Annotated in this window: 23 protein-coding genes and 2 pseudogenes; 18 read left to right on the top strand and 7 right to left on the bottom strand. The window is 37.9% G+C overall.

The features are described from left to right. The first annotated feature begins 159 nt into the window (after positions 1-159). The 5 genes and pseudogenes from L0B53_RS01960 to L0B53_RS01940 all read left to right on the top strand — a co-directional run bounded on the left by L0B53_RS01960 (position 160) and on the right by L0B53_RS01940 (position 5,252). Positions 160-1,505: pseudogene (locus tag L0B53_RS01960) on the top strand (TolC family protein). Then, positions 1,502-2,488 carry an HlyD family secretion protein gene (locus tag L0B53_RS01955; protein WP_235059631.1) on the top strand — a complete coding sequence of 329 codons (987 nt, stop codon included), beginning with the start codon at positions 1,502-1,504 and terminating at the stop codon, positions 2,486-2,488. Before L0B53_RS01960 ends, L0B53_RS01955 begins: the two are co-directional and overlap by 4 nt. Then, positions 2,488-3,771 (top strand): ABC transporter permease, encoded by a 1,284-nt coding sequence (locus tag L0B53_RS01950; RefSeq protein WP_235059630.1) that lies wholly within the window; start codon positions 2,488-2,490, stop codon positions 3,769-3,771. The genes L0B53_RS01955 and L0B53_RS01950 overlap by 1 nt, the downstream gene beginning before the upstream one ends. Further along, positions 3,768-4,943 carry an ABC transporter permease gene (locus L0B53_RS01945; protein WP_235059629.1) on the top strand — a complete coding sequence of 392 codons (1,176 nt, stop codon included), beginning with the start codon at positions 3,768-3,770 and terminating at the stop codon, positions 4,941-4,943. The genes L0B53_RS01950 and L0B53_RS01945 overlap by 4 nt, the downstream gene beginning before the upstream one ends. 12 nt (positions 4,944-4,955) lie before the next feature. Further along, on the top strand, positions 4,956-5,252 hold the full coding sequence (locus L0B53_RS01940) for a DUF1496 domain-containing protein (RefSeq protein ID WP_235059628.1): 297 nt from the start codon (positions 4,956-4,958) through the stop codon (positions 5,250-5,252). A 595-nt stretch (positions 5,253-5,847) separates the two neighbouring features. Here the strand turns inward: L0B53_RS01940 and pcp are convergent. The 4 genes from pcp to ylqF all read right to left on the bottom strand — a co-directional run bounded on the left by pcp (position 5,848) and on the right by ylqF (position 9,406). Beyond that, positions 5,848-6,486, bottom strand: a complete 639-nt coding sequence (pcp, locus tag L0B53_RS01935; protein ID WP_235059627.1) for a pyroglutamyl-peptidase I — start codon at positions 6,484-6,486, stop codon at positions 5,848-5,850. 108 nt (positions 6,487-6,594) lie between these two features. Further along, complete coding sequence (locus L0B53_RS01930) at positions 6,595-7,500, bottom strand: DUF979 domain-containing protein (protein WP_235059626.1); 906 nt, start codon at positions 7,498-7,500, stop codon at positions 6,595-6,597. A gap of 11 nt (positions 7,501-7,511) precedes the next feature. Next, positions 7,512-8,189 (bottom strand): DUF969 domain-containing protein, encoded by a 678-nt coding sequence (locus L0B53_RS01925; protein WP_235059625.1) that lies wholly within the window; start codon positions 8,187-8,189, stop codon positions 7,512-7,514. A gap of 272 nt (positions 8,190-8,461) precedes the next feature. Then, on the bottom strand, positions 8,462-9,406 hold the full coding sequence (ylqF, locus tag L0B53_RS01920) for a ribosome biogenesis GTPase YlqF (RefSeq protein WP_235059624.1): 945 nt from the start codon (positions 9,404-9,406) through the stop codon (positions 8,462-8,464). A gap of 379 nt (positions 9,407-9,785) precedes the next feature. Between ylqF and L0B53_RS01915 the strand changes: the two genes are divergently transcribed. The 8 genes and pseudogenes from L0B53_RS01915 to L0B53_RS01885 all read left to right on the top strand — a co-directional run bounded on the left by L0B53_RS01915 (position 9,786) and on the right by L0B53_RS01885 (position 16,345). After that, a complete protein-coding gene (locus tag L0B53_RS01915) occupies positions 9,786-10,043 on the top strand; it encodes a hypothetical protein (RefSeq protein WP_235059623.1) in 258 nt (85 codons plus the stop codon). 54 nt (positions 10,044-10,097) lie between these two features. After that, positions 10,098-10,232: a hypothetical protein gene (locus tag L0B53_RS19340; protein ID WP_260115544.1), complete on the top strand. Its 135-nt coding sequence runs from the start codon at positions 10,098-10,100 to the stop codon at positions 10,230-10,232. Between the two features lie 876 nt (positions 10,233-11,108). Then, positions 11,109-12,023: a ubiquinol oxidase subunit II gene (cyoA, locus tag L0B53_RS01910; RefSeq protein WP_235059622.1), complete on the top strand. Its 915-nt coding sequence runs from the start codon at positions 11,109-11,111 to the stop codon at positions 12,021-12,023. A gap of 9 nt (positions 12,024-12,032) precedes the next feature. Beyond that, positions 12,033-13,994: pseudogene (cyoB, locus tag L0B53_RS01905) on the top strand (cytochrome o ubiquinol oxidase subunit I); the annotation flags it as partial. A 59-nt stretch (positions 13,995-14,053) separates the two neighbouring features. Beyond that, complete coding sequence (gene cyoC, locus L0B53_RS01900; RefSeq protein WP_235059620.1) at positions 14,054-14,656, top strand: cytochrome o ubiquinol oxidase subunit III; 603 nt, start codon at positions 14,054-14,056, stop codon at positions 14,654-14,656. Next, entirely contained in the window at positions 14,653-14,961 is a 309-nt protein-coding gene (gene cyoD, locus L0B53_RS01895; RefSeq protein ID WP_235059619.1) for a cytochrome o ubiquinol oxidase subunit IV, read from the top strand. Before cyoC ends, cyoD begins: the two co-directional genes overlap by 4 nt. A gap of 9 nt (positions 14,962-14,970) precedes the next feature. Then, complete coding sequence (cyoE, locus tag L0B53_RS01890) at positions 14,971-15,831, top strand: heme o synthase (RefSeq protein WP_235059618.1); 861 nt, start codon at positions 14,971-14,973, stop codon at positions 15,829-15,831. A gap of 181 nt (positions 15,832-16,012) precedes the next feature. Then, positions 16,013-16,345 (top strand): hypothetical protein, encoded by a 333-nt coding sequence (locus tag L0B53_RS01885; protein WP_235059617.1) that lies wholly within the window; start codon positions 16,013-16,015, stop codon positions 16,343-16,345. Positions 16,346-16,765: 420 nt separating this feature from the next. On the opposite strand, the gene L0B53_RS01880 is transcribed toward L0B53_RS01885, so the two are convergent. After that, complete coding sequence (locus L0B53_RS01880; protein WP_235059616.1) at positions 16,766-17,542, bottom strand: transporter substrate-binding domain-containing protein; 777 nt, start codon at positions 17,540-17,542, stop codon at positions 16,766-16,768. A 75-nt stretch (positions 17,543-17,617) separates the two neighbouring features. Between L0B53_RS01880 and L0B53_RS01875 the strand changes: the two genes are divergently transcribed. Continuing rightward, complete coding sequence (locus L0B53_RS01875) at positions 17,618-18,373, top strand: amino acid ABC transporter permease (protein WP_235059615.1); 756 nt, start codon at positions 17,618-17,620, stop codon at positions 18,371-18,373. Positions 18,374-18,468: 95 nt separating this feature from the next. On the opposite strand, the gene pdxY is transcribed toward L0B53_RS01875, so the two are convergent. After that, the gene (gene pdxY / locus L0B53_RS01870; RefSeq protein ID WP_235059614.1) at positions 18,469-19,332 is read right to left on the bottom strand and encodes a pyridoxal kinase PdxY; all 864 of its coding nucleotides are present in this window, start codon (positions 19,330-19,332) and stop codon (positions 18,469-18,471) included. A 285-nt stretch (positions 19,333-19,617) separates the two neighbouring features. Between pdxY and L0B53_RS01865 the strand changes: the two genes are divergently transcribed. Further along, positions 19,618-19,908, top strand: coding sequence for a hypothetical protein (locus tag L0B53_RS01865; protein WP_235059613.1), 291 nt, complete (start codon positions 19,618-19,620; stop codon positions 19,906-19,908). A gap of 115 nt (positions 19,909-20,023) precedes the next feature. On the opposite strand, the gene L0B53_RS01860 is transcribed toward L0B53_RS01865, so the two are convergent. After that, positions 20,024-20,455 carry an FKBP-type peptidyl-prolyl cis-trans isomerase gene (locus tag L0B53_RS01860; RefSeq protein ID WP_235059739.1) on the bottom strand — a complete coding sequence of 144 codons (432 nt, stop codon included), beginning with the start codon at positions 20,453-20,455 and terminating at the stop codon, positions 20,024-20,026. Between the two features lie 254 nt (positions 20,456-20,709). On the opposite strand from L0B53_RS01860, the gene L0B53_RS01855 reads away from it, so the two are divergent. The 3 genes from L0B53_RS01855 to L0B53_RS01845 all read left to right on the top strand — a co-directional run bounded on the left by L0B53_RS01855 (position 20,710) and on the right by L0B53_RS01845 (position 22,114). After that, positions 20,710-20,958, top strand: coding sequence for a GlsB/YeaQ/YmgE family stress response membrane protein (locus L0B53_RS01855; RefSeq protein WP_235059612.1), 249 nt, complete (start codon positions 20,710-20,712; stop codon positions 20,956-20,958). Between the two features lie 214 nt (positions 20,959-21,172). After that, positions 21,173-21,424, top strand: a complete 252-nt coding sequence (locus tag L0B53_RS01850) for a GlsB/YeaQ/YmgE family stress response membrane protein (protein WP_235059611.1) — start codon at positions 21,173-21,175, stop codon at positions 21,422-21,424. Positions 21,425-21,568: 144 nt separating this feature from the next. After that, positions 21,569-22,114, top strand: coding sequence for a glutathione peroxidase (locus L0B53_RS01845; protein ID WP_235059610.1), 546 nt, complete (start codon positions 21,569-21,571; stop codon positions 22,112-22,114). Positions 22,115-22,125: the final 11 nt, after the last annotated feature.

The following is a 22,125-nucleotide window of genomic DNA, read 5'->3' as shown; positions in this document are numbered from 1 at the left end:
ATGAAATTAACTATCAACTATTTTTATATGTTAGCTCTATTTTTGGATCTAAAGATAAAAAAGAGATGAATCTTTAGAGCTTTTACTCTAAACTGTCTCGGTTATGTTAATCTAATAGGAATAAATGTGAAATCAAAACGTTGGCTGATACCGTTAGGTATTTTATGTAGCACAAGTTTAACTTTTCCTGTATTGGCTAATAGCTTCTCGTTTTCTCAAGCTTGGAGCCAAGTCGCCAATAATAGTGATGCGTTAGCCGCAAAAAGAGCAGGCGTTGAACGTGCGCAAAATATGCAAGATGCAGCATCAGACCTTTATCTTCCCAATATCTCCATTGGTGCTAATTATACTCACTTGCAAAAACCGGTTTCATTAGATGCACAAGATTTAAATTTAGGTGCCTTAGGTGGAGCTCTTGGGATTGCAGGGGGAATACTGTTACTGATTTCACAGACCAAGATATCTTCACCTCATCAATCCGTGCGGTTTGGCCGATTTTTACCGGTGGGCGGATTCTTGCCGCTCAAGATATTGCCGAAAATCAAACCAAAGAAGCCAGTGCAATTTTAGCGATGGAACAGCAGGCGCGTTTCGAAGATCTTAGTAAAGTCTATTTTGGTGTGGTGCTTTCTCAACAGGTAGTAACCACTTACAAAGAAGTCGAAGCCGGTCTAAAAAAACATTTAGACGATGCGAAGAAACTGGAGCAACAAGGCCAAATAGCCAAAGTCGAACGACTCAAAGCCGAGGTCTCTTATGACCAAGCTAAAATTGATCGTCGCAAAGCGGAACGCGGATTAGAGATCGCACAAATCGCATTGACCAACATGTTACAACAGCAAGATCAAGCCGTCCCAACTTCTAGGTTATTCACTAACCCTTCTCTTCCTCCAATGGAAGCTTTCATCGATCAAACGCTAGTATCATACCCAGGTTTAGGTATTCTTGATGCAAAAAAGAAGCAAGCTGAAGGGCTAATAAAAGTAGAAAAAGGCAAATACTATCCTGAGGTTTATCTCTACGGAACGCATGATCTGTATGAAGATGATTCATTAGCGTCGGATATTAAACCTGATTGGGCTGTGGGAGTTGGAGTTAATATTCCTCTTATTGACTCATCTGGCCGTTCTGGAAAAGTTCGTGCCGCTCACAGTGCTGTTTTGCAAGTACAACATTTACGTGCTCAGGCAGAGCGTGATCTCTCTGTTTTAGTGGAAAAAACCTACCGAGAAGCGAAACAATCTAAAGAAGAATTTGATGGCCTAGAGTCGAGTTTAGCCTTGGCCGAAGAAAATGTCCGTCTACGAGTTAAAGGTTTTAGCCAAGGTTTATTTACTTCGTTAGATGTTGTTGATGCAGAGCTATTTTTAGCCAGCGTGAAAACAAAACGTTCAGCAGCCGCGTACCAATATGTCCTCTCTTTAACTCGACTACTGGCTATCAGTGGTGAGATGAATAATTTTAATACTTATCAAAATGAACGTGGAGTTGAGATCACGCTATGAAGTCATCAAATAATAAATTAATCCCAGCAGCAATTATTGCTGTTATTGCGGTGCTGGTTATCTGGCTTGGTTATCAATTTTGGCTTGCCTATCAACCGCAGCCTACTCGTATTCAAGGACAGATTGAAGCTCAACAATACAGTATTTCATCAAAGATCCCCGGTCGTATTGAAGATGTTCTAGTGAAGAAAGGGGATGAAGTTAAACAAGATCAATTAATCTTTACTCTAAATAGCCCTGAAGTGGCGGCAAAACTACAACAAGCTAAAGCAGGACAACAAGCTGCGGGTGCATTAGCTCAAGAGGCCAATAATGGTGCTCGTGTTCAACAAATTTCTGCAGCAGAAGATCAATGGCAAAAAGCCAAAGCAGCTGCAGCATTATGGGATAAAACCTATAAGCGTATCAGTAACCTTTATAACGACGGTGTCGTGGCTGAGCAGAAGAGTGATGAGGCTTATACTCAATGGCAAGCAGCTAAATATACAGAGCAAGCGGCTTATCAAATGTATCAAATGGCGAAAGAGGGCGCACGTCAAGAGACTAAAGTGGCAGCACAGGGTAAAGCGAATATGGCTGCAGGAGCCGTTGCTGAAGTTGAAGCTTATGTCGCTGAAACAAAAATTATGAGTCATTACAATGGTGAAGTGTCTCAAGTTTTACTTCATGCTGGGGAGCTAGCACCACAAGGATTCCCTGTTGTGACGGTGATTGATATGGGGCGAGCTTGGGCGGTTTTCCATATTCGTGAAGATAACCTGAAAAACTTCAATAAAGGGATGACTTTTAGCGCCAAAATCCCCGCTTTAGGCGAAAAGAGCCATCAATTTACAGTGAGACATGTTGCGGTAATGGGCGATTTTGCGACATGGCGCGCAACGGATACCAGAAAAGGCTTCGATATGCGAACTTTTCAGATTGAAGCTGACCCTGTACAACCGATTGCAGGTTTACGTGTCGGTATGAGTGTTCTGGTTGATTAATGGCTAGATCATTAACTCAACGATGGAAAAAAGAGTGGTCGCTTATCTGGTATGATAAGTGGTTACTGACTACGGTATCGATTACGCCTATTCTGCTTTTTGTTTTGATAGCGGCGATATTTCAAGCCAGCTTTGCGCGAGATTTACCTATTGGTGTGGTCGATCTCGATCATAGTGAATTATCTCGAGCCTTAACGCGTCAATATGATATGAGCCCAACTTTGGAGGTGACGCAAAGCTTCTCTTCTGTCAAAGAAGGGGTTGATGCAATGCGTAATAGTCAGATTTATGGTCTGGTTGTTTTACCCTTTCAAATGGAAAAAGAGGCGTTAGAAGGGCTCTCTCCTGAAGTGACGGGCTTTTATAACAGTCAGTTTATCTTGATGGGGAAGTTGGTTAATTCAGCACTTCAGACCGCTCATGGCACGTTTGATGCGGGTGTTGGGGTATTAAAGAATCTGGCATTAGGTGAAAGTGCCATCCCGTTGGCGTTTGCAAAGGCGGTTCCAGTACAAAGCCAGATCTCTGCGCTCTACAATAGCAGTACCGATTATGCACAGTTTTTAGTTTCTGCTGCGATACCGGCAACTTGGCAGATTATTATCGTTATCTCGATGATCCTCTCTTTGATTACTCAACACCGCAGTCGACAGTATGACTTCTCTGATCAACCGAATAATCAATTTCATGGTCTACATCAGTGGATGAATGGGCAACCGATTGCTGCATTAGTGATTAAAAGCTTAGTACTTCAAATTCCAATGATGTTATTAGGGCTGGGATTTCTATTCTATTTCTATATCTGGTTAGGTTGGCCGATGCACGGTAGTTGGGCGATTTTGATTATCTCTCAATGGTTAATGGTATTGGCATGTCAGGCAATGGGGGCATTTTTCTACTTTGTTGCTATGGAACCTGCCCGAGCATTTAGTGTTGCCGCTGCGTATACCGCGCCAAGTTTTGCCTTTATTGGCATAACCTTTCCTGCAACAGATATGCCGAGTTTAGGATTATTTTGGCGTTCTATTTTACCGGTGAGTCACTATATTAAGATGCAAGTGGTTGAGAGTAGTTACGGTGGTTCATTGACCTTATTAAAACCTGAATTCTTGGCATTTGGTCTGTTTTTATTGGTGTTTGTGTTTGTGATCATATTGATGAAAAAAAGAGATAAGCAGTTTTCTGAGCAGATTAAGCGTGATCAACTACAGGTTAGCCAACAACAACAGGTTAGCCAAGAAGCGGTTAGTCAACAACAAAGCAGTCATCAGGAGATGGTATGAGTTGGTTAGCACTTTTTAAAGCGGAATTTAAAGCCATCTTAACCAATCCTGCAATTGTGATTACGGTATTTGGTGGGATTGTTTTTTACTCTTTCCTCTATCCATTGCCGTATTCAAATCAGTTACCAAGAGAGCAGAAAATTGTGGTGGTTAACTTAGATCATAGTCAATTAAGCAGAAAGATTGAGTTTATGGTCGATGCGACACCACAGGTCAAAATTGCGGGTTATGCGAATTCAATTGCCGAAGCAGAACAGAGGATCAAGGAAGGAGAAGTCTCGGGTTTTTTGCAGATCCCAGCTGATTTTTATCGTGATTTATTACAAGGTCGTAGCCCTACACTCTCTTATGGTGGAGATGCCTCTTACTTTTTAGTTTATGGAACCATCGCGGAAGGGGTTGCAACGGTAAGTGGTACTTTAGGGGCGGAGGTCAAGGTTTCACAACTTTTGATTTCTGGTCAAGCTCTACCGTTAGCCAGTAAGCAATACAATACCGTTAGACTCTCAACACAACCCGTTTTTAATCCAACGATGGGGTATATCAACTATGTTGTGCCAGCGGTTTTTGTTTTGATCTTACATCAAACATTATTAATTGGGGCGGGAATTTTAGGGGCGACGCAGAGTGAGCGTTATGTTGACGATAAAAAAAATGGGGTTCAAAATCAAGTGCACTATTGGTTAACGACCTCTCCGTTAAAATTGTTGACGGTAAGAGTGATAACGTTTTCTCTGCTTTATGTTCCGTTGGTGATGTATTATTTTGGTTTTAGCTTTAATTATTATGGAATAAGTCGCTTAGCTTCGATGACTTCATTGTGGGCATTAATTATTCCGTTTTTAATTTCCGTTGCTTCTTTAGGGGTGGTGATTGGTCAGCTTGTTCCTCGACGTGAACTTGCTACGCTAGTGGTGCTGGTGGCGTCATTGCCATTGGTCTTTAGTGCAGGGTTTATTTGGCCGACAACCGCAATGCCAGTGTGGATTAATTGGCTAGCACAGTGGGCACCATCAACGGCTGGAATACAAGGTTTTGTTCAGATGAATCAAATGGGCGCAAGCTTGTATCAAGTTGCAGATAAGTGGCAGCAGCTTTGGGTATTGTCGCTGCTATACTTTATCTTAGCTTGGTGGTTATTGATCCGTCGCCAACAAAAAGTCTTAGCTTAAAGGAGTGAATTGATGCTGAAAAACAGTAAAGATAAGTGTGGTTGGAAAGCTTGTTGTCAAACGGGGGGATTGTTAATTGCAATACTGTCCTCTTTCTCTTTGTCAGCCGCAATTATCTCAACCCAACCGGCAACAGAGTTAAAGCTAGAAACCAATGGTGATGCAGGATTAAGAGTCTGTTATTTTGATGGCAAGAGTTATTCTTTAGGGGCGGTTATTCAAGTTGAAAAGATTTTATTACAGTGTGTAGAAGCAAACAGTAATGAAAGTAATGGGGCATTAAAATGGCAAAAACTTTCAGATCAATAGCTTAAGAAACTTAGTGAGATCTGTGCAACGTTTTGTTAACTTTTTAACTATTTTTTCTTGCTAAATAACGGATGCTAGGCCATAGTTAATACAAGCTTAATCAACAACCAAACACCCGAAGATAACCCATAACCTTCATGGAGGATTGTAACAAGTTATGGTTTGTGAGTAAGTGCTATCGTTACATTGTTTTACTGATGAACGAATGAATGTTGAGCGATGCGTCACCGCATTTATAGATGAGAGCTCTAAGAGACTAGTACAGTCAGAGCTACGCCTTATCCCGACGTAGAGGGAAGCGGAGTAAGAAGCAAGGACTCAACCTGAGAATATCGTTGAAAATTGTTAAATGAAGTCAATTTGTAAGTGTACTAATTAATGTAAAGTTTTTAATAAACTTTAAGTGACAGCTACAAACAAAATGCTTTATATCTGAAAAACTTCTGCCGCGCTTCCTGCGCGGCATTTTCGTATTTATAGCTCAATAAATTTTTATTAGTCAATGAGCTATCTAAGATTTGTCTTCTATACCCTTCAATTACTTTGGGTATAGTATGAAGATTAAATTCTAAATATTCGAGAGCGATATTAACGATTAACAGATAGTTCCTGAACCAAATGTAATATCATTTTCATTATCGATAACCGCTTGAGCTGCAACGGCTAACCCTTCTGCAATCACTTTTAGGCTCATGCTTGGGCGATCACCGGCTACCGCTTGCTCTGGTAATAATGGGATATGAATAAAACCGTGACGAATATTGGTTTTTGCTAGTTGATGCTGAACACCAAAGAACAAGTGGTTACATACGAAAGTCCCTGCGCTGTTAGAAACTTGAGCGGGAATACCTTGCTCTTGCATCGCCTTTACCATCGCTTTGATAGGCAGAGTTGAGAAGTAAGCATCGGGAGCATCTTGATAAACGGGCTCATCAACCACCTGAATTCCACCATTATCAGGAATGCGGAAATCATCCATATTGATGGCAACACGCTCAGGTGTAATACCCGCACGACCAGCCGCTTGCCCAACGGTAATTACAACATCTGGCTGGTGCTTTTCAACCGCAGCCATAACCGCATCAATAGCTTCATAACGAACAACAGGAACTTGACAGATCACGATTTCACCGCCATTTAACTGACGACCTTCAATCAATTTAACGGCTTCTAATGCGGGGTTTATTTTGTCGCCACCAAAAGGTTCGAAACCAGTAATAAGTATTTTTTTCATGTTAATTCCTTAGATCTTTTAAGATGGTGACATTAAGCAGACTTATCTACTTAATGTCACCATATTGTATTTAAGAGCCTTGAGTTTGAGAGCTAGAGTTAATAGAGATTAAAACGCTAAGTTGTACATTAGAAGCGTGTTAATCACTAGCATAATTAATCCAGGTAATAACTGAGTTAAAATAACTAGGTTTTTGTTCTCTAATTCAAGAAGTGCAGCAGGTACAACGTTAAAGTTTGCCGCCATTGGAGTCATCAATGTGCCACAGTATCCAGAAAGCATACCTAATACGCCGATAATCGCAGGGTTACCGTTTTGAGCAATAATAAGTAGTGGCAGACCAATACCCGTTGTAATTACCGCAAATGCAGCAAAAGCATTACCCATCACAATAGTAAATAGTGCCATACCACAAGTATAAGCCATCACATAAAGGAATAAGCTTCCTTCAGGAACAAACTCTTTAACGATTTGAGAGACGGTTTCACCCACTCCAGCTTGACCAAATAAGTAACCTAGCGCAGCTAAGAACTGAGATAAAATAGCAGCCCAACCGATGGTATCAATTAGACGACGACCTTCATTGATACTCTGTTTTGCTGACGATTTAGTTAAGATAACCGCAACAATTAATGCTAATGCTGAGCTTAAACCTAAACCAATTAGCGCACTTGTTCCCGTGATTTGATTCCAAAGAATGGTCCCTACAGGCACGATTGCAGCTGGAATAAATAACTGGTTTTTTAGTGATGCAGCTTGCTCTTTTCTAAAATCAGTATTGGTCGTGTTATATGAGCCAATGCCCATAAAACCAGCGGCAGCAATAAAGGTCAATGCTAAAACCATTAGGCCAGTTAACCAATCTGGAATGATTTTGCCTAAACTGAAGGTTAAACCATAAATTAACCAGAATGCGCCGGTACCGATTCGTTTGCTGTTACCTTTATCGGTAAATGTTTGAACCGAAAATGCAATTAGCAACAATCCGGTTGCTTGATAGATATACTCTAACATCAAAAATTCCCTTACTTATTCTTATTGTTTTTATTTAATTTGTAGTCATAAATTTTGCACATAATGATAAACAAAATAAATGAAGCTATTGCGGTAGGGAGTGCCCAGATATACATATCATTTAACTTTACGTCAAAACCGTTATCAGATAACACCCCTTTAATTAGCAATAGACCACCAGCACCAATGAATAGTAACTGACTAAAGAAGTTACCAAAGTTTTCTGATGCTGCAGATAAAGCTTTAAGCTTCTGCTTTTCATTGTTTGTTAAAGGTGCACGATCTTTTTCTGCTGCGGCTTCTGCCATAGGTGCAACAAGTGGGCGAATCATAGAAGGGTGACCACCTAGGTTTAAGCCAAATGCATTTGTGACTTTACGCAGTAGTAGATAGCTTAAGATAACTTTACCTGCAGAGGCTTTTTTGATCGAACCAATTAATGTTTCAGCTCGTTCGCGTAGACCATAACGTTCAAGTACACCAATCATCGGAAGTACAAGAATGAAAAGTGACATATAACGGTTCTTAGTAAAAGAAGCACCTAGAATGGATAAAATTTCCATCATCGGGATTTTTGCCACTAAGCCTGTAACAATACCCGCGGTCAAAATAACTAATAAAGTGTTTAGGCGTAAGGCTAGGCCTACAGTAATTATTGCGATACCAATCAATGGCCATAGATCAATCATGTGTGTGTCCATATTATAATGATTTCTTATTAAGGATTAGATAAATAGCATGATGGGAAATAAATGACAATAATTAATCATTATGACATTTAGAGGTGAATTGTTTGGTTAGTTAGATGTTAATAACAATATTTCAAGATAAATAACTAATAAATAATAGAAAAGGGAAAGTAAAAAACTTTCCCTTTACGATTATATAACACTCAATGCGGTAGTTTGATTGATGGTTTATTGTGCAGCGATAGTATGGGTAATTGAATAGTTATTCTATATTATCGCTTGTTTCTCAAATAACGTTTTCTGCGTTCAATTTTCTTTTGTGCTTTCTCTTCTGCTTTTTTTGTCTCTTCAATTTCAACTTCAACTAATTCTTCGGTGATCATTTCTGGACGTTCCATGGTGATCTGACCAAGGATACCGTTGCGAAGTTCATTGATTAAAATTTCAGACGCTTTATGAAGATCAACTCGACCACCTGCTCGTAAACAACCTCTTTTTTCACCAATCGCTTCCATTAACTCTAAATCTGATTCAGGCAAATCATCAAGGTTATAACGTGCTTGTAGTCTTTCTGGATAGTACTTAGCAAGATATTCGACCGTATAGAAAGCAACTTCATCGTATTCCATCGCGGTATCTTTTACCGCGCCTGTTGCTGCTAGACGGAAACCACTGTGCGGATTTTCTACTTTCGGCCATAAAATCCCAGGAGTATCAGATAATACAATCCCATTTTGTAGATTAATACGTTGTTGTTGACGTGTTACCGCTGGCTGGTTGCCGGTTTTTGCCACTGCTCGACCCGCTAATGAATTGATAATGGTCGACTTACCTACGTTAGGTATTCCCATGATCATTGTTCTAATATTTTTACCCATATCTTCGCGGTGAGGGGCGAGTTTACGACAAAGCTCTGTGATTCTTAGTACTTCATTATGGTTTTCTGTCGTGATTGCAATGGCTTTTACACCTTGCTCTTTTTCAAGGTGGGCAATCCATAACTCGGTCAACTCAGGATCGGCTAAATCACGTTTATTAAGAACTTTGACACAAGGCTTATCTTTTCTTAAGTGTGAAATCATTGGATTTTCACTACTAAAAGGAATTCGGGCATCCAAGACTTCAATAATCACATCGACTTTTGGGATGACTTCTTCAATCTCTTTGCGAGCCTTATGCATATGGCCTGGAAACCATTGAATTGTATTGTTAACCATTTGAAAAATAAGCCTCTTCTATTTTTGTTTAGCTTGCAGGGTACCAAAATTAAATTAGAAAAATTAATTTTGGCCAACAAATCGTCACAATTACGACCAACAAACTTTATGCTATTGCTTAATGTTAGCATTATATACTTAAAGTAATTGTAGTTGCTAGTAAACGTCAAATGAGAAAGGTTCATTAATATAGATGCTCTATAATTGAGGTGAATGAACGTAGTCAACAACCTAACGACTTCAATTATTTTATGTAGCTATGCTTTATTAATATTCAGTTCATTTTAATGTTCGCCCTATCATTGAGTTAATCTGAATTTTTATTGCAAAAAAGGTAGAAAAATATATAGTATTATATGATTGGTGAAGTGGACATAATATGACATTACAGAAAAAAGAATCAAAAGCATCATTAAACATTAAGGTTTCATCGAGCTTAGATCTTCGTTTAAAAAGAGCGAGAAAAATAGCTCGTGAGCAGGGATTTATGTTCAACGTATCTCAAGAAGTTGAAAAATTTCTTGAGAAGAAAGTTAAGGAAGTCGAACGTCAATTATCCATAGATGAGGAGATTAAAAGTAATCTAGAGGCACTTGGAGGGTTAAAAATGGAGAAGTTAATGAAATCTACGGACTAAGCTTGGTTGCGTTAGATTATATAAAAAATGAACTTTAGATTTATAAGGAGATGAATGATGGGAACAGTTATTGGATTATTAATTTTGGCTTTGATAGATGTACAGTTAAAACGCAAAACAGGACTGCATATGCATCAATGGATTGCTCAAAAATATAGTGATTATCTAAAAAACAAAAAAAGATCTTGATGAGTTACTCGGTTGTTGGCTGCGGTCATCTATCCTTAAAATATTTTCAATCTTGATGGTTAATATTGTTGTGATCAATTTATATATACCTAAAATAATTGGCGTTGTTAATCGGTGGCAAGGTGAGTGAGGCCCCATGAGTATAGATGTATTATATGATTTTGGGCGAATAAGCGTAGCCAACAACCTAGCGACTTCAAGTCTGAAGAGTATAAACCTATGCGTTTCATACTAGATTTACAACCATTATTTTTAGATATTTTATTGTCAATGAATGACCAATTCTAGGTAAGAGGTAGGGGTTACTAAGCGCCTATTATTGTTATTTCAATATAGGTAGCGTTGTTTTTATTCTAGTCATTTCAGGATACTGATAATTTAATTTATGATCTTCATTATGGTAATAAAGACAGAATTTGAGCTTGGTTTTATATAATTAAAAGTAGAGTTCGACTAAAATTTTCAACTCAAATATGAAATTTAAGTTTGAAGTATTATAATAAATGGCTGTTAATTTTGTAACTTTTAGTTACATACTGACGTGTAATTTTGGGTCTAAAAAGCATGAAAATTGATTTATATCAAAGAAAAGGTCGGTGAAATCATCTGAATCACAACATTTGTAAAAAGCCTCCATATTTAATCCCTGCCTGTAACCACAGAAAAAACCTACAAATTCCATCCTTGTTTAACAAAATACCTACTGGTAGGCTATCTTTTCACGACCAATTGTAACAAAGTGTAAAATTTAGTTATATTTTATTGGAAGTGTTGGGCTCCCTAGTGATTTTAGTTAACAACACTATGCCATTGGGGGTATTTTATATGTTTGTTATATCTATCAAAGATGAACAATGAAAATTGCTGGAACAATGAATGGAACATACAAATTATGTACGTGCCTCAATTAGAGCTGCAATAATTGGCTCAGTAACCTTGCTTTCAGGGTGTCAATTTACCGTATTAGATCCAAAAGGGTATGTTGGCGATGAGATAAAAGAACTTATTATCACTGCATTACTACTAATGCTAATTGTGGTAATTCCTGTGATTTTAATGACGATCTATTTTGCCTACAAATATAGAGCATCAAATCAAGGTGAAGAATACCTTCCTGAGTGGTCTCACTCAAATAAGATTGAAGCAGCTGTTTGGGCGGTTCCTATCGTCATTATTGCAATACTAGGAACAATTACTTGGAAGTCGACACATGCCTTAGAACCATCTCGACCTCTTGATAATAAAACTAAGGCGATGACGATTGAGGTAGTTGCGCTGGATTGGAAATGGCTATTTATTTATCCAGACCAGAATATTGCAACGATCAATCATGTGGTTATTCCTAAAGATGTGCCCATTGAATTTAAGATCACCTCAAATACTGTCATGAACTCATTTTTTATTCCTGCGTTAGGTAGTCAAATTTATGCGATGCCTGGAATGACAACGAAATTAAACCTTATTGCTAATCATACAGGGGATTTTAAAGGGATCTCTGCTAGTTATAGCGGTAAAGGTTTTTCTAAGATGAAGTTTACAGCAACAGCAGTAGCAGATAAGCAAGCATTCTCACAATGGGTTAATTCAGTAAAAGAAAGTCCGAAGAATTTAGATTCTTGGAACCGATACTGTGCATTGGCTCAACCAACTGAAGATGTGCCAGTTTCTTATTATTCTCATGTAATGGATGGCTTATTTAAAGCTGCAATTATGCAACATCCTGGCGCAATGATGAGTGACAGTAAAGATATGCACTCATTTAAACCTTGCCTTGTGCAACTAAATAACTAAGGTTTTTCTATGTTTGGACGACTCTCGTTAGATTCTATTCCGTACCATGAACCAATTTTGATCGGCACCTTTTTAGCTGTTTTATTGGGTGGAATAGTGTTACTTGGCTTAATTACAAAAGCCGGAAAGTGGCAGTACTTATGGTCTGAATGGTTCTGTACTGTTGATCATAAAAAAATAGGCATTATGTACATCATCGTCGCTTTTGTGATGCTGCTACGTGGTTTTTCTGATGCAATTATGATGCGAACTCAGCAATTTATCTCATCCATGGGAGAGCCTGGTTTCTTACCACCTCACCATTATGATCAGGTATTTACTGCACATGGCGTTATCATGATTTTCTTTGTTGCGATGCCATTGGTTATTGGTCTGATGAATATCATTATACCGCTTCAAATTGGTGCTCGTGATGTCGCTTTCCCATTTTTAAATAACGTCAGTTTTTGGTTATTTATTGTTGGGGTGATACTGACCATGCTTTCTCTATTTGTCGGAGAATATGGACGCACAGGTTGGTTAGCATATCCACCATTGTCTGGTATAAAAGCTAGCCCCGGGGTTGGTGTTGATTATTGGATTTGGGGCCTACAACTTTCAGGTATTGGTACCACACTTTCTGGTGTTAACTTCTTTGTGACCATATTGAAGATGCGTATGCCTTCTATGCCGATGATGAAGATGCCTGTTTTCACTTGGGCTTCATTGTGTGCCAATGTTTTGATTATTATCTCATTTCCTATCCTTACTGTGACGATTGCTCTTTTAACTTTAGATCGTTATTTAGGAATGCATTTTTTCACCAATGATATGGGTGGAAACATGATGATGTATATCAATCTAATTTGGGCATGGGGTCATCCAGAAGTTTACATTCTAGTTTTACCTGTATTTGGTGTTTTCTCTGAAGTAACAGCCACATTTAGCCGTAAAAAGCTATTTGGTTATAAATCACTGGTTTGGGCAACGATTGTTATTACTATTTTAGCCTTCATTGTTTGGTTACATCACTTCTTTACAATGGGTGCTGGCGGAAATGTAAATGCCTTCTTTGGTATCGCGACAATGGTTATCTCGATTCCAACTGGTGTGAAAATTTTCAACTGGTTATTTACCATGTACAAAGGTCGAATTTCATTCACTTTGCCAATGAGATGGACACTGGGCTTCTTAATTGTCTTTACTGTGGGCGGAATGACAGGCGTGCTGCTTGCCGTACCAGGAGCTGATTTTGTACTACATAACTCAGTGTTTTTAATTGCACATTTCCATAATGTCATCATTGGTGGTGTTGTGTTCGGTTGTTTTGCTGCGATGAGTTATTGGTGGCCTAAAGCGACGGGTTTTATGCTTAATGAAAAATGGGGTATTCGTGCATTTTATTGTTGGTTAATTGGTTTTATGTTGGCGTTCTTGCCTCTATATGCTCTAGGGTTTATGGGAATGACTCGTCGATTAAGTCTTGATATTGACCAAGATTATCATCCTCTCCTAACGGTTGCTGCATTTGGTAGTGCAGTTATTGCGGCAGGTATTGCGTGTCAACTTATTCAGATTTACGTCAGTATTCGTGACCGCAATGAAAATTGTGATACGACGGGTGATCCGTGGGATGCACGTACGTTTGAGTGGTCTATGTCTTCACCACCCCCGTTCTATAATTTTGCACACCTACCAGAGGGTGGAGAAGAGTTAGACGCTTATTGGTATCAGAAACAACGTGCCAAAGAGAGTGAAAAATTAGGCAAAGAAAAAGAGAAACGTCCTTTCTCTCCCATTCATATGCCTAAAGATACACCGACGGGTGTTTACATAGCCGTTTTTGCTCTACTCTTTGGTTTTGCGATGATTTGGTATATTTGGTGGTTAGCTGCAGTTTCATTTGTTGGCGCAATCGTGACAATTATTAAGCATAGCTTTAACGAAGATATTGATTATTACGTTCCTGTTGATGAAATTGAGCGAATTGAAAATGAATATCAACAAATTAAACAATCGTCTACCACTAAGCAGAGATAAGGAATTTATTGATGCAAAATAATATAAATAACCAAAACGAGCATGCTCATCATGATAGTGGGGATATGAAGTTATTTGGTTTTTGGATCTACTTAATGAGTGATTGTGTGTTGTTTGCCAGTCTCTTTGCAGCATATGCGGTCTTAATGACAGCATATGCAGGTGGGCCAACAGGACATGATATTTTTGAACTTGATTTTGTCTTTGCTGAAACAATGCTGTTATTAGTCAGCAGTCTTACTTTTGGTTTGAGCATGATCTCGATGAGGAAGAAGGATCTCTCTGCCGTTAAGAAGTGGTTATTAGTCACTTTTGTTCTAGGTTTTTGCTTTATCTTAATGGAGATGTATGAATTTCACCATCTTATTGACGCAGGATATGGCCCAGATCGCAGTGCGTTTCTATCAGCCTTCTTTACGTTAGTTGGGACCCATGGTGCACACGTCACGTTTGGTCTGATTTGGTTAGCTGTCTGTTATTATCAGCTTTCTACAAAAGGATTAACACCGTTGATGGAAACTCGCTTAAAGTGTTTAAGTCTTTTTTGGCACTTCTTAGATATTGTTTGGATTTGTGTTTTCACCGTTGTTTATTTATTGGGAGTATCAATATGAGTGAGCATAATGTGACTATAAGAGATTATGTCAGTGGTTTTATATTGGCATTAATATTAACAGCACTCCCTTTTTACTTAGTTGAGTTTAGTGATTTACCTATATCTACCATATTTACGGTAATTTTTATCTGTGCAATTATTCAGGTCGTTGTTCACTTTAAATATTTCCTTCATATGCAAATTAAAACAGAGCAGGGAAAGTGGGATATGCTTTCTCTTGTCTTCACTAGTATTGTGGCATTTATTGTTATTGGGGGATCAATATGGATCATTATTAACCTCAATAATAATATGATGATGTAGGTATGTTTAATGATTAAGAGATACATATTGCTGGCTAAACCAGGCATTATTATCGGAAACTTAATCGCAGTGGTAGCGGGGTTTTTCCTCGCTGCTCACTCAAATGAGTATTCGATTCTTAGTTTAATTTATGCCATGTTAGGAAGTGGGCTAGTTATTGGCTCGGCTTGTGTGGCAAATAATATTTTTGACAGTGATATTGATGGGAAAATGTCACGCACTAAAAATAGAGACTTAGTTCAGAGCACGATTAATATCAATGTAGCCTTTACATACACAATTTTTTTATTAATCGCCGGCTCAACGGTTCTTTATTTTTTAGTTAATCCTTTAGCTACGATCTTAGGATTATTAGGGTATATATTTTATGTATTCTTTTATACCATGTGGTACAAAAGGACCTCTATTTACGGCACAGTAGTTGGTAGCATTTCAGGTGCGATTCCTCCAATTATTGGATATGCTGCTGTGACAAATGCGATAACATTAGAAGCAGTGATATTATTTCTAATTTTTACTGTTTGGCAGATGCCTCACTCTTATGCTATTTCAACGTTTAGAGTTAAAGATTATATTGAAGCAAATATTCCTGTGTTTCCTGCAAAGACGGGCTTATTAAAAACACAAAAGCATATTCAGTATTATACACTGGCTTTTTGCTCATTAATTATTATGCTCTATTTTGTTTCGGATTTGAGTTTAGGGTATTTAATATTAATGTCGGTGCTGTCTGTATATTGGGCTAGAGTTGCGTACCAACATGTCGATTATGGTAATTATATCCCATGGTCAAAATCTATTTTTAAGATTTCATTGGTCATTGTGATGGCGATGAGTGGATTGTTTACATTTGAGACCCTTATTGCCTGATATACCCTTCATACTTGAAGTTGCTAGGTTGTTGGCATCGTTTGTTCATCTCAGTTATATAGAATCTCTATATTAATTGGGAGCTCACTCGCTTGCCATTTACTAGTAACTTCAATTATTTTAGGTATATACTGTCTTTAATCGGATTAAAACAATTAATTAAAAATGGGATAAGATATATATGAATAACGATTGGAATGTGGCAACAAATATCCCTGACTCAATTGTTGAGTTTTTAAATAAAGAACACATTTTAACGTTAACCGCCCAATTTAATGATGAAGTATGGCCAGCAACCTGTTTTTATGTTTTTGACCAGCTGAATCAAAGCCTAATTATTATGACCAGTTTATCGACTCAACATGGTGATATGATGGTCGAAAACCCTGAAATTGTGGGCACTATTTCAACCTATACCAAAAGTATCAGCTCAATTCAGGGGGTTCAGTATAGAGCGACTGCCGTGATGCTCGATGGTGAGGAAGAAAAAAAGCCAAAAAGCAGTATGTTTTAGCTTTTCCTATTGCCAAAGTGATGAGTACTCAGATTTGGCGTCTTGAGTTAAACCAGATAAAAATGACCAGCAATAAAATGGGCTTCGCTAAAAAGGTGTGTTGGCAGAAGAGTTAATTTCTTTTCATAAACGTTGATCCTATGAATAGCAATAACCTAATTTTCGAACTAGTTGAGAATCACACCATAATATACCCTTCATACTTGAAGTCGCTAGGTTGTTCGCTACGTTCGTTCGCCCCAGTCATATAGTACATCTATACTCATGGGGCCTCACTCACTTGCCGCCTACTAGCAACACCAATTATTTTGAGTATAGAACAGTCCCTATTATGGTGTGATTTTTTATTTGGCTTGATTTTACCCTTCTTTCTTGACGTTGCTAGGTGCTAGCTTTTATCTTTTACGTCAATATCTTCAACTATAAGCTCTTTAAACCCCACTTTTGAGCCGTTTGATCAAAGAACCCTTGTGCTTTCTTTAATTCAACCCAGTGATTGACGTAATTTATCCAGACTTGGTCTTTTTGAGGCAAAAGCATAGAGATAGGTGTTGGCTTTCTTGGTTTCTCTACAGGCACGACGGCAAGTTGTTTAAATTTCATGGTCAATGTTGCAGCTTCAACATTAGACGTGACAGATACATCAGCTCGTCTTGCTAGCAATTCTTGGAAATCTCTCGCAGGGGCTTCAATGACAATATGTTCTGCATCAGGAAAGAACTCTTTGACCATTCTTTCTTGTACCGTGCCTAATGTCGCAGCGACTTTAATGTCAGGCTGATTAAAATCTTCCCAATCTGAATATTTTGCTAAGTTCTTTTTTTGTACGACAGGAACAAAAGCTAAGTTGAAATAGGGCTGGCTATATCCCGCTACTTTTGCTCGTGACATATTTAAAGAGGCACTTCCAGTAATATCATATTTATTGGCAGTAATACCGTTAACTAAGGTTTTCCAGTCGGCAGCTACATATTCTACTTTTACCCCTAAATCTTTCGCTAACTCTGTTGTTACGTCGATATCAAACCCACGATAACTATTAGTTGCCGGATTTTTCATGGTCATTGGGTTCCAATCTCCTGTCGTCCCAACGCGTAAAACACCGCTATTTAATATCTCTTGTAATCGACTATTGTCAGCATAAACCTGACTAATAGAGAGGAGAGATAAGAGTATAGAAAGTAATATTTTTTTCATCATAAATCCTTTTAAATATAAGTACCTATTATAGTCTATACTATAAATTATAATAACTTAGGACACTTTATTGCTATGGACAGGCTACAACTCTTTTTTCGAACATCTATTGTTCTATTATTGACCTCTTTGATGGCTGGTTGTTCAAGTTATGAATGGGGTTGGTATGTTCTAGATCCAAGAACAGAGCAGGGCTTAATTAATGTTATATTTTTAACTCAAGGTTTTACCGATACGATATCAGTCTCATTGCTTAGTATGTTTTTTGCGATGTTTATCGGTTTATTGGTCACTTTTCCAGCGCTCTCTCATCGACCTTGGCTTCGAGCGATTAATCGGGTATACGTTGAAGTGATCCGATCCATTCCTGTTTTGGTGTTGCTGTTATGGGTTTATTATGGGATGCCAACTTTGATGGATATTAGTTTGAATCACTTCTGGGCTGGGGTGATTGCATTAAGCTTGGCTGAAAGTGCGTTTATGGCGGAAGTTTTTCGCGGTGGGATACAATCTATCGATAAGGGACAGCATGAAGCTTCTCAGGCGTTGGGATTAAATTATTGGAAGACGATGCGCCATATTATTTTGCCGCAAGCGTTTAGACAAATGTTACCTCCATTAGGCAATCAATTTGTTTATATTCTTAAGATGTCGTCATTAGTCAGTGTTATTGGTTTAAGTGATTTAACCCGACGAGCCAATGAATTAGTGGTTAATGAGTATTTACCTTTAGAAATTTATACTTTTCTAGTTGTTGAATATTTAGTGTTGATTTTAATTGTTTCACAAGGCGTGAGATGGTTAGAGAAACGTCAGTTTAACTATGGTTAATATTGGTATATCACCATTAAAAAAACGCACGCTTTTAATCTTTGAATTAAAGGTGTGCGTTTTTTATATTATTGCTTACTTACCAAAGCCGCTCATTATGCGTTTTCTATTTTTTCAGCAGCAAAGAGTTCTTTAGGATTAACTAACTCTTGTTGTGCAGCAATAGTTTGTAATTCCCATTCGCCACGATTCTGAGTCTCTTTCAATACACCGTAAGCAGCATTATGACAGTGTTCAAAAGCTTGACGCGGTGTCCCGCCTTTTAGGATTGCACCGGTAAATAGTGATGAAATTAAATCACCTACGCCAACGGGTGCCTTATCAAATTCTAAATGTGGGCGTTGAGCAATATAGCAACCTTCTTCTGTCGCTAGCATCATCGAGAACTGCTCTTGAGAGATACAGTAAAGATGTTTCACTAAAACAATTTTTGGACCTTTTGCTAGGGCTTTTTTACATGCCACGACAGCATCTTCAAGACTATTGATTTCCATCTCGGCAAATTGGCTTAATTCAAACTGGTTAGGTACGATGACATCAGCAATAGGCATGACTTTAGTGAGTAAATTTTCTGCGATACCAGGGGCAACGATACACCCTTTATCAGGTGCTCCCATCACTGGATCACAAACATATAGCGCATCAGGATTTAAAGCTTTGACTTTGTTAACGGTATCGACAATAACTAAACACTGTTCAGCACTGCCTTGGTAGCCTGTCAGTACGGCCTGACAGTCTGTAAGCTTACCTATGTTATCAATCCCTTTTACCAATTCTTCGGTATCTGTCGCCGTAAATGCTTTCCCAGTCCAACCTTCACTGTATTGAGTGTGATTTGAAAACTGAACTGTGTGAATAGGCCAAACTTCAAAGCCCATTCTTTGTAAAGGAAAGACTGCAGAGCTATTGCCGGCATGGCCATATACCACATGGGATTGAATAGATAAAATTCCTTTCATGATTTCTTCTCCACACTTAATTCTTATTATTGATTATACCTAGCAACTTTAAGTAAGAAGGGTATATAAACTAATCGCATTTCATTGTTGTATGATTCGAACACAGTTATTATCCAAATGCAATCATGTGGATCAGGATCTAAAGATATTCTTTAAATCATTGAAGAAAAGATAGTTTTATTTGCTTAAAAACAACAAAGGCCAATGAAATAAATAAGTAATATTGAGCAATTCCATATAACTCGATACAATCCAATTTATTATTAGAAAAAAGAGAATCAGGGAATGATTGAGTTATACGTCGCAAATCCATGGGCTGTCATCATTTTTGGCTGTTTAGCTGGAATAGGTGGAGCAAGTTTTTTAGTTGCAGGGTTAATTAATCTTGCTTCTGCAGCTAATGAGAAAAAATGGGGCTGGTTTATTGCGATCCTGTTTTCATTTACGATTCTATCATTGGTTTACTGCTATCAACGAGGGAAAACTCATTATTGGTTGTTGAAAATGCAACTGTTAGGTCTATTAACGGGCTTCCCAATGGCTATTTTTGTCTATTTGGCACTGACTGGACGTTAACATCTCGTCTACTCGTCACTCCAATCATTTTGGATGTGGGTATAAAAGTGGGCTTTTTTATCAATCACTCAGCTAATTAGATTTAACTGAGTGATAATATGCGTGCTGATATTTATTATTTAATTGCTAAGAGTTCAACATCAAAAATTAATGTTGAGCCACCAGGGATTTTTCCTGCACTGCGATTGCCATAAGCTAAATTTGCTGGGATAAAGAAACGGACTTTTTCACCGACAACCATTAACTGCAAACCTTCCGTCCAACCTTTAATGACTTGATTTAGCCCAAATTCAATCGGCTTGCCGCGTTCTACAGAACTATCGAAGACGGTACCATCGATCAATGTGCCATGATAATGAACTTTAACTTTATTTTTTGCTGTTGGGTGTTCTGTCCCTTCTCCTTCTTTTAGAACTAGGTACTGGAGTCCGGACTCAGTCTCTTTGACGCCTTCTTTCTCTCTATTTTCCGTTAAGAAAGCTTTACCAAGCTCCATGTTTTCAGCAATATCTTTCTTACTACCACCACTACGTTGAAAAATAAACATCGCGGCAATAACAACAATTGCAATTAAAAGAAATTTCATAAAGTAGATCCATTGATTAAGTAATTGATTAATTGTACTTGAAATTTTGGCAAAGTGAAGACACCTTGATCGTGCATTTTGAATCTGGAACATTCTTTTTAAGACAAAAAACCTCGTTATCTTTCTTTTTGGATATAATTAGTAGGTCATGGTGAATTCATCATGTAATTATTATTTTTTATACATATAACATGTTATTTAAGAGAGATATTAATATGAGTCTTTTGGCTTGGGTTATTTTAGGTTTGTTATCTGGAGCATTAGCGCGCTGGTTAATGGGAAGCAGAAGTGCAATGGGATTAATTGAGACTGGAGTACTAGGTGTAGTCGGGTCGTTTGCTGGTGGTTTTATTTTTAACGCTATTGGTGGAACCGGGATTACAGGTTTTAATTTGTGGTCCATGGTGGTTGCAACCGTTGGTGCTTTTGTTGTTTTGTATCTTTATAATCGATTTATTCGTTAGATAAAACACAAGTATAAGTATTTTATCGCGTTTGTTTTTATGTGTTTAACTAATTAATTTTATTATTAATTATCTTAAGTTTTTATTTAATTTATTATTCTACTGTCGACTCTATATATTGTTTACACTTGGTTGGTGGTTATTGAGTTCATTCAAGAATTCATTATCCAAGGTATTGATTTAAATAATTAACAATAATAAATGGAGAGAGACAATGGGTATATTTAGTTGGATAATATTAGGGCTTATTGCTGGTGCATTGGCTCGTTGGTTAATGCCAGGGAAAGACCCAATGGGTTGGCTTTTAACGGGTGTTTTAGGTGTTGTGGGTGCTTTCGCTGGTGGTTTTGTTAGTTCAAAATTGTTGGGTTTAGGTGATATCACTGGATTGAATATTTGGTCAATGTTAGTGGCTACAGGTGGGGCATTTGTTGTTCTGTTCTGCTACAACAAATTCTTTCGTTAATATTTAATTTTAATATCCCCCCTCAACGTCTAGTCAGCTGAGGGGGAACAGTATCTATACCCTTCAATTATTTTGGATATACTATACTGTTGATCATGTATTATGTGAATTGAGAACGGATGCTCTGCTAAAGAGGTATTCGTAATGAAAAATTTACTGTTAAATATCCTTACTCTATCATTGATTTTATATTCTTCCATCACTGTTGCGACTTGTCCTGATATTCTAAAAGCGAACCAGCGGTTACTCGATTCAAATAAAGTCATTGATCTTTGTCAGCAATATAAAGGGAAAAATATTCTCGTCGTTAACACTGCAAGTCAGTGCGGCTTTACTTCTCAGTTTGTACAGTTAGAACAACTCTATCAAAATCATAAAGATAAAGATTTTGTTGTTCTCGGTTTTCCAAGTAATGATTTCCGCCAAGATCGTGGAGATGAAAAGAATACAGCCCAAGTGTGTTATACGGAATATGGTGTTACATTCCCAATGATGGCTAAGTCTAAAGTGAAGGGGATTGGTGCTAATCCCGTTTTTCATGAAATATATCAACAGACTGGAAATCAACCTAAATGGAATTTTTACAAATTTTTCATTGATAAAGAGGGTAATGTTATCGCCACCTTTCCAAGTAAAACCTCTCCTGACAGTATAGAAATCACGACCTTGATAAAGGACTTTGCTCATTAAAGGGTGTCTTC

The sequence above is a fragment of the Vibrio sp. SS-MA-C1-2 genome, from assembly GCF_021513135.1.
Taxonomy (GTDB): Bacteria; Pseudomonadota; Gammaproteobacteria; order Enterobacterales; family Vibrionaceae.
Note: the sequence above shows the minus strand (reverse complement) of the source record. Positions and strands in the feature narration are given on the sequence as shown.

Bases quoted from the DNA above. Each gene is read 5' to 3' on its own strand.
- L0B53_RS01955 (WP_235059631.1), top strand. From the start codon at position 1,502: ATGAAGTCATCAAATAATAAATTAATCCCAGCAGCAATTATTGCTGTT.
- L0B53_RS01950 (WP_235059630.1), top strand. From the start codon at position 2,488: ATGGCTAGATCATTAACTCAACGATGGAAAAAAGAGTGGTCGCTTATC.
- L0B53_RS01945 (WP_235059629.1), top strand. From the start codon at position 3,768: ATGAGTTGGTTAGCACTTTTTAAAGCGGAATTTAAAGCCATCTTAACC.
- L0B53_RS01940 (WP_235059628.1), top strand. From the start codon at position 4,956: ATGCTGAAAAACAGTAAAGATAAGTGTGGTTGGAAAGCTTGTTGTCAA.
- pcp (WP_235059627.1), bottom strand. From the start codon at position 6,486: ATGAAAAAAATACTTATTACTGGTTTCGAACCTTTTGGTGGCGACAAA.
- L0B53_RS01930 (WP_235059626.1), bottom strand. From the start codon at position 7,500: ATGTTAGAGTATATCTATCAAGCAACCGGATTGTTGCTAATTGCATTT.
- L0B53_RS01925 (WP_235059625.1), bottom strand. From the start codon at position 8,189: ATGATTGATCTATGGCCATTGATTGGTATCGCAATAATTACTGTAGGC.
- ylqF (WP_235059624.1), bottom strand. From the start codon at position 9,406: ATGGTTAACAATACAATTCAATGGTTTCCAGGCCATATGCATAAGGCT.
- L0B53_RS01915 (WP_235059623.1), top strand. From the start codon at position 9,786: ATGACATTACAGAAAAAAGAATCAAAAGCATCATTAAACATTAAGGTT.
- L0B53_RS19340 (WP_260115544.1), top strand. From the start codon at position 10,098: ATGATGGGAACAGTTATTGGATTATTAATTTTGGCTTTGATAGATGTA.
- cyoA (WP_235059622.1), top strand. From the start codon at position 11,109: ATGGAACATACAAATTATGTACGTGCCTCAATTAGAGCTGCAATAATT.
- cyoC (WP_235059620.1), top strand. From the start codon at position 14,054: ATGCAAAATAATATAAATAACCAAAACGAGCATGCTCATCATGATAGT.
- cyoD (WP_235059619.1), top strand. From the start codon at position 14,653: ATGAGTGAGCATAATGTGACTATAAGAGATTATGTCAGTGGTTTTATA.
- cyoE (WP_235059618.1), top strand. From the start codon at position 14,971: ATGATTAAGAGATACATATTGCTGGCTAAACCAGGCATTATTATCGGA.
- L0B53_RS01885 (WP_235059617.1), top strand. From the start codon at position 16,013: ATGAATAACGATTGGAATGTGGCAACAAATATCCCTGACTCAATTGTT.
- L0B53_RS01880 (WP_235059616.1), bottom strand. From the start codon at position 17,542: ATGAAAAAAATATTACTTTCTATACTCTTATCTCTCCTCTCTATTAGT.
- L0B53_RS01875 (WP_235059615.1), top strand. From the start codon at position 17,618: ATGGACAGGCTACAACTCTTTTTTCGAACATCTATTGTTCTATTATTG.
- pdxY (WP_235059614.1), bottom strand. From the start codon at position 19,332: ATGAAAGGAATTTTATCTATTCAATCCCATGTGGTATATGGCCATGCC.
- L0B53_RS01865 (WP_235059613.1), top strand. From the start codon at position 19,618: ATGATTGAGTTATACGTCGCAAATCCATGGGCTGTCATCATTTTTGGC.
- L0B53_RS01860 (WP_235059739.1), bottom strand. From the start codon at position 20,455: ATGTTTATTTTTCAACGTAGTGGTGGTAGTAAGAAAGATATTGCTGAA.
- L0B53_RS01855 (WP_235059612.1), top strand. From the start codon at position 20,710: ATGAGTCTTTTGGCTTGGGTTATTTTAGGTTTGTTATCTGGAGCATTA.
- L0B53_RS01850 (WP_235059611.1), top strand. From the start codon at position 21,173: ATGGGTATATTTAGTTGGATAATATTAGGGCTTATTGCTGGTGCATTG.
- L0B53_RS01845 (WP_235059610.1), top strand. From the start codon at position 21,569: ATGAAAAATTTACTGTTAAATATCCTTACTCTATCATTGATTTTATAT.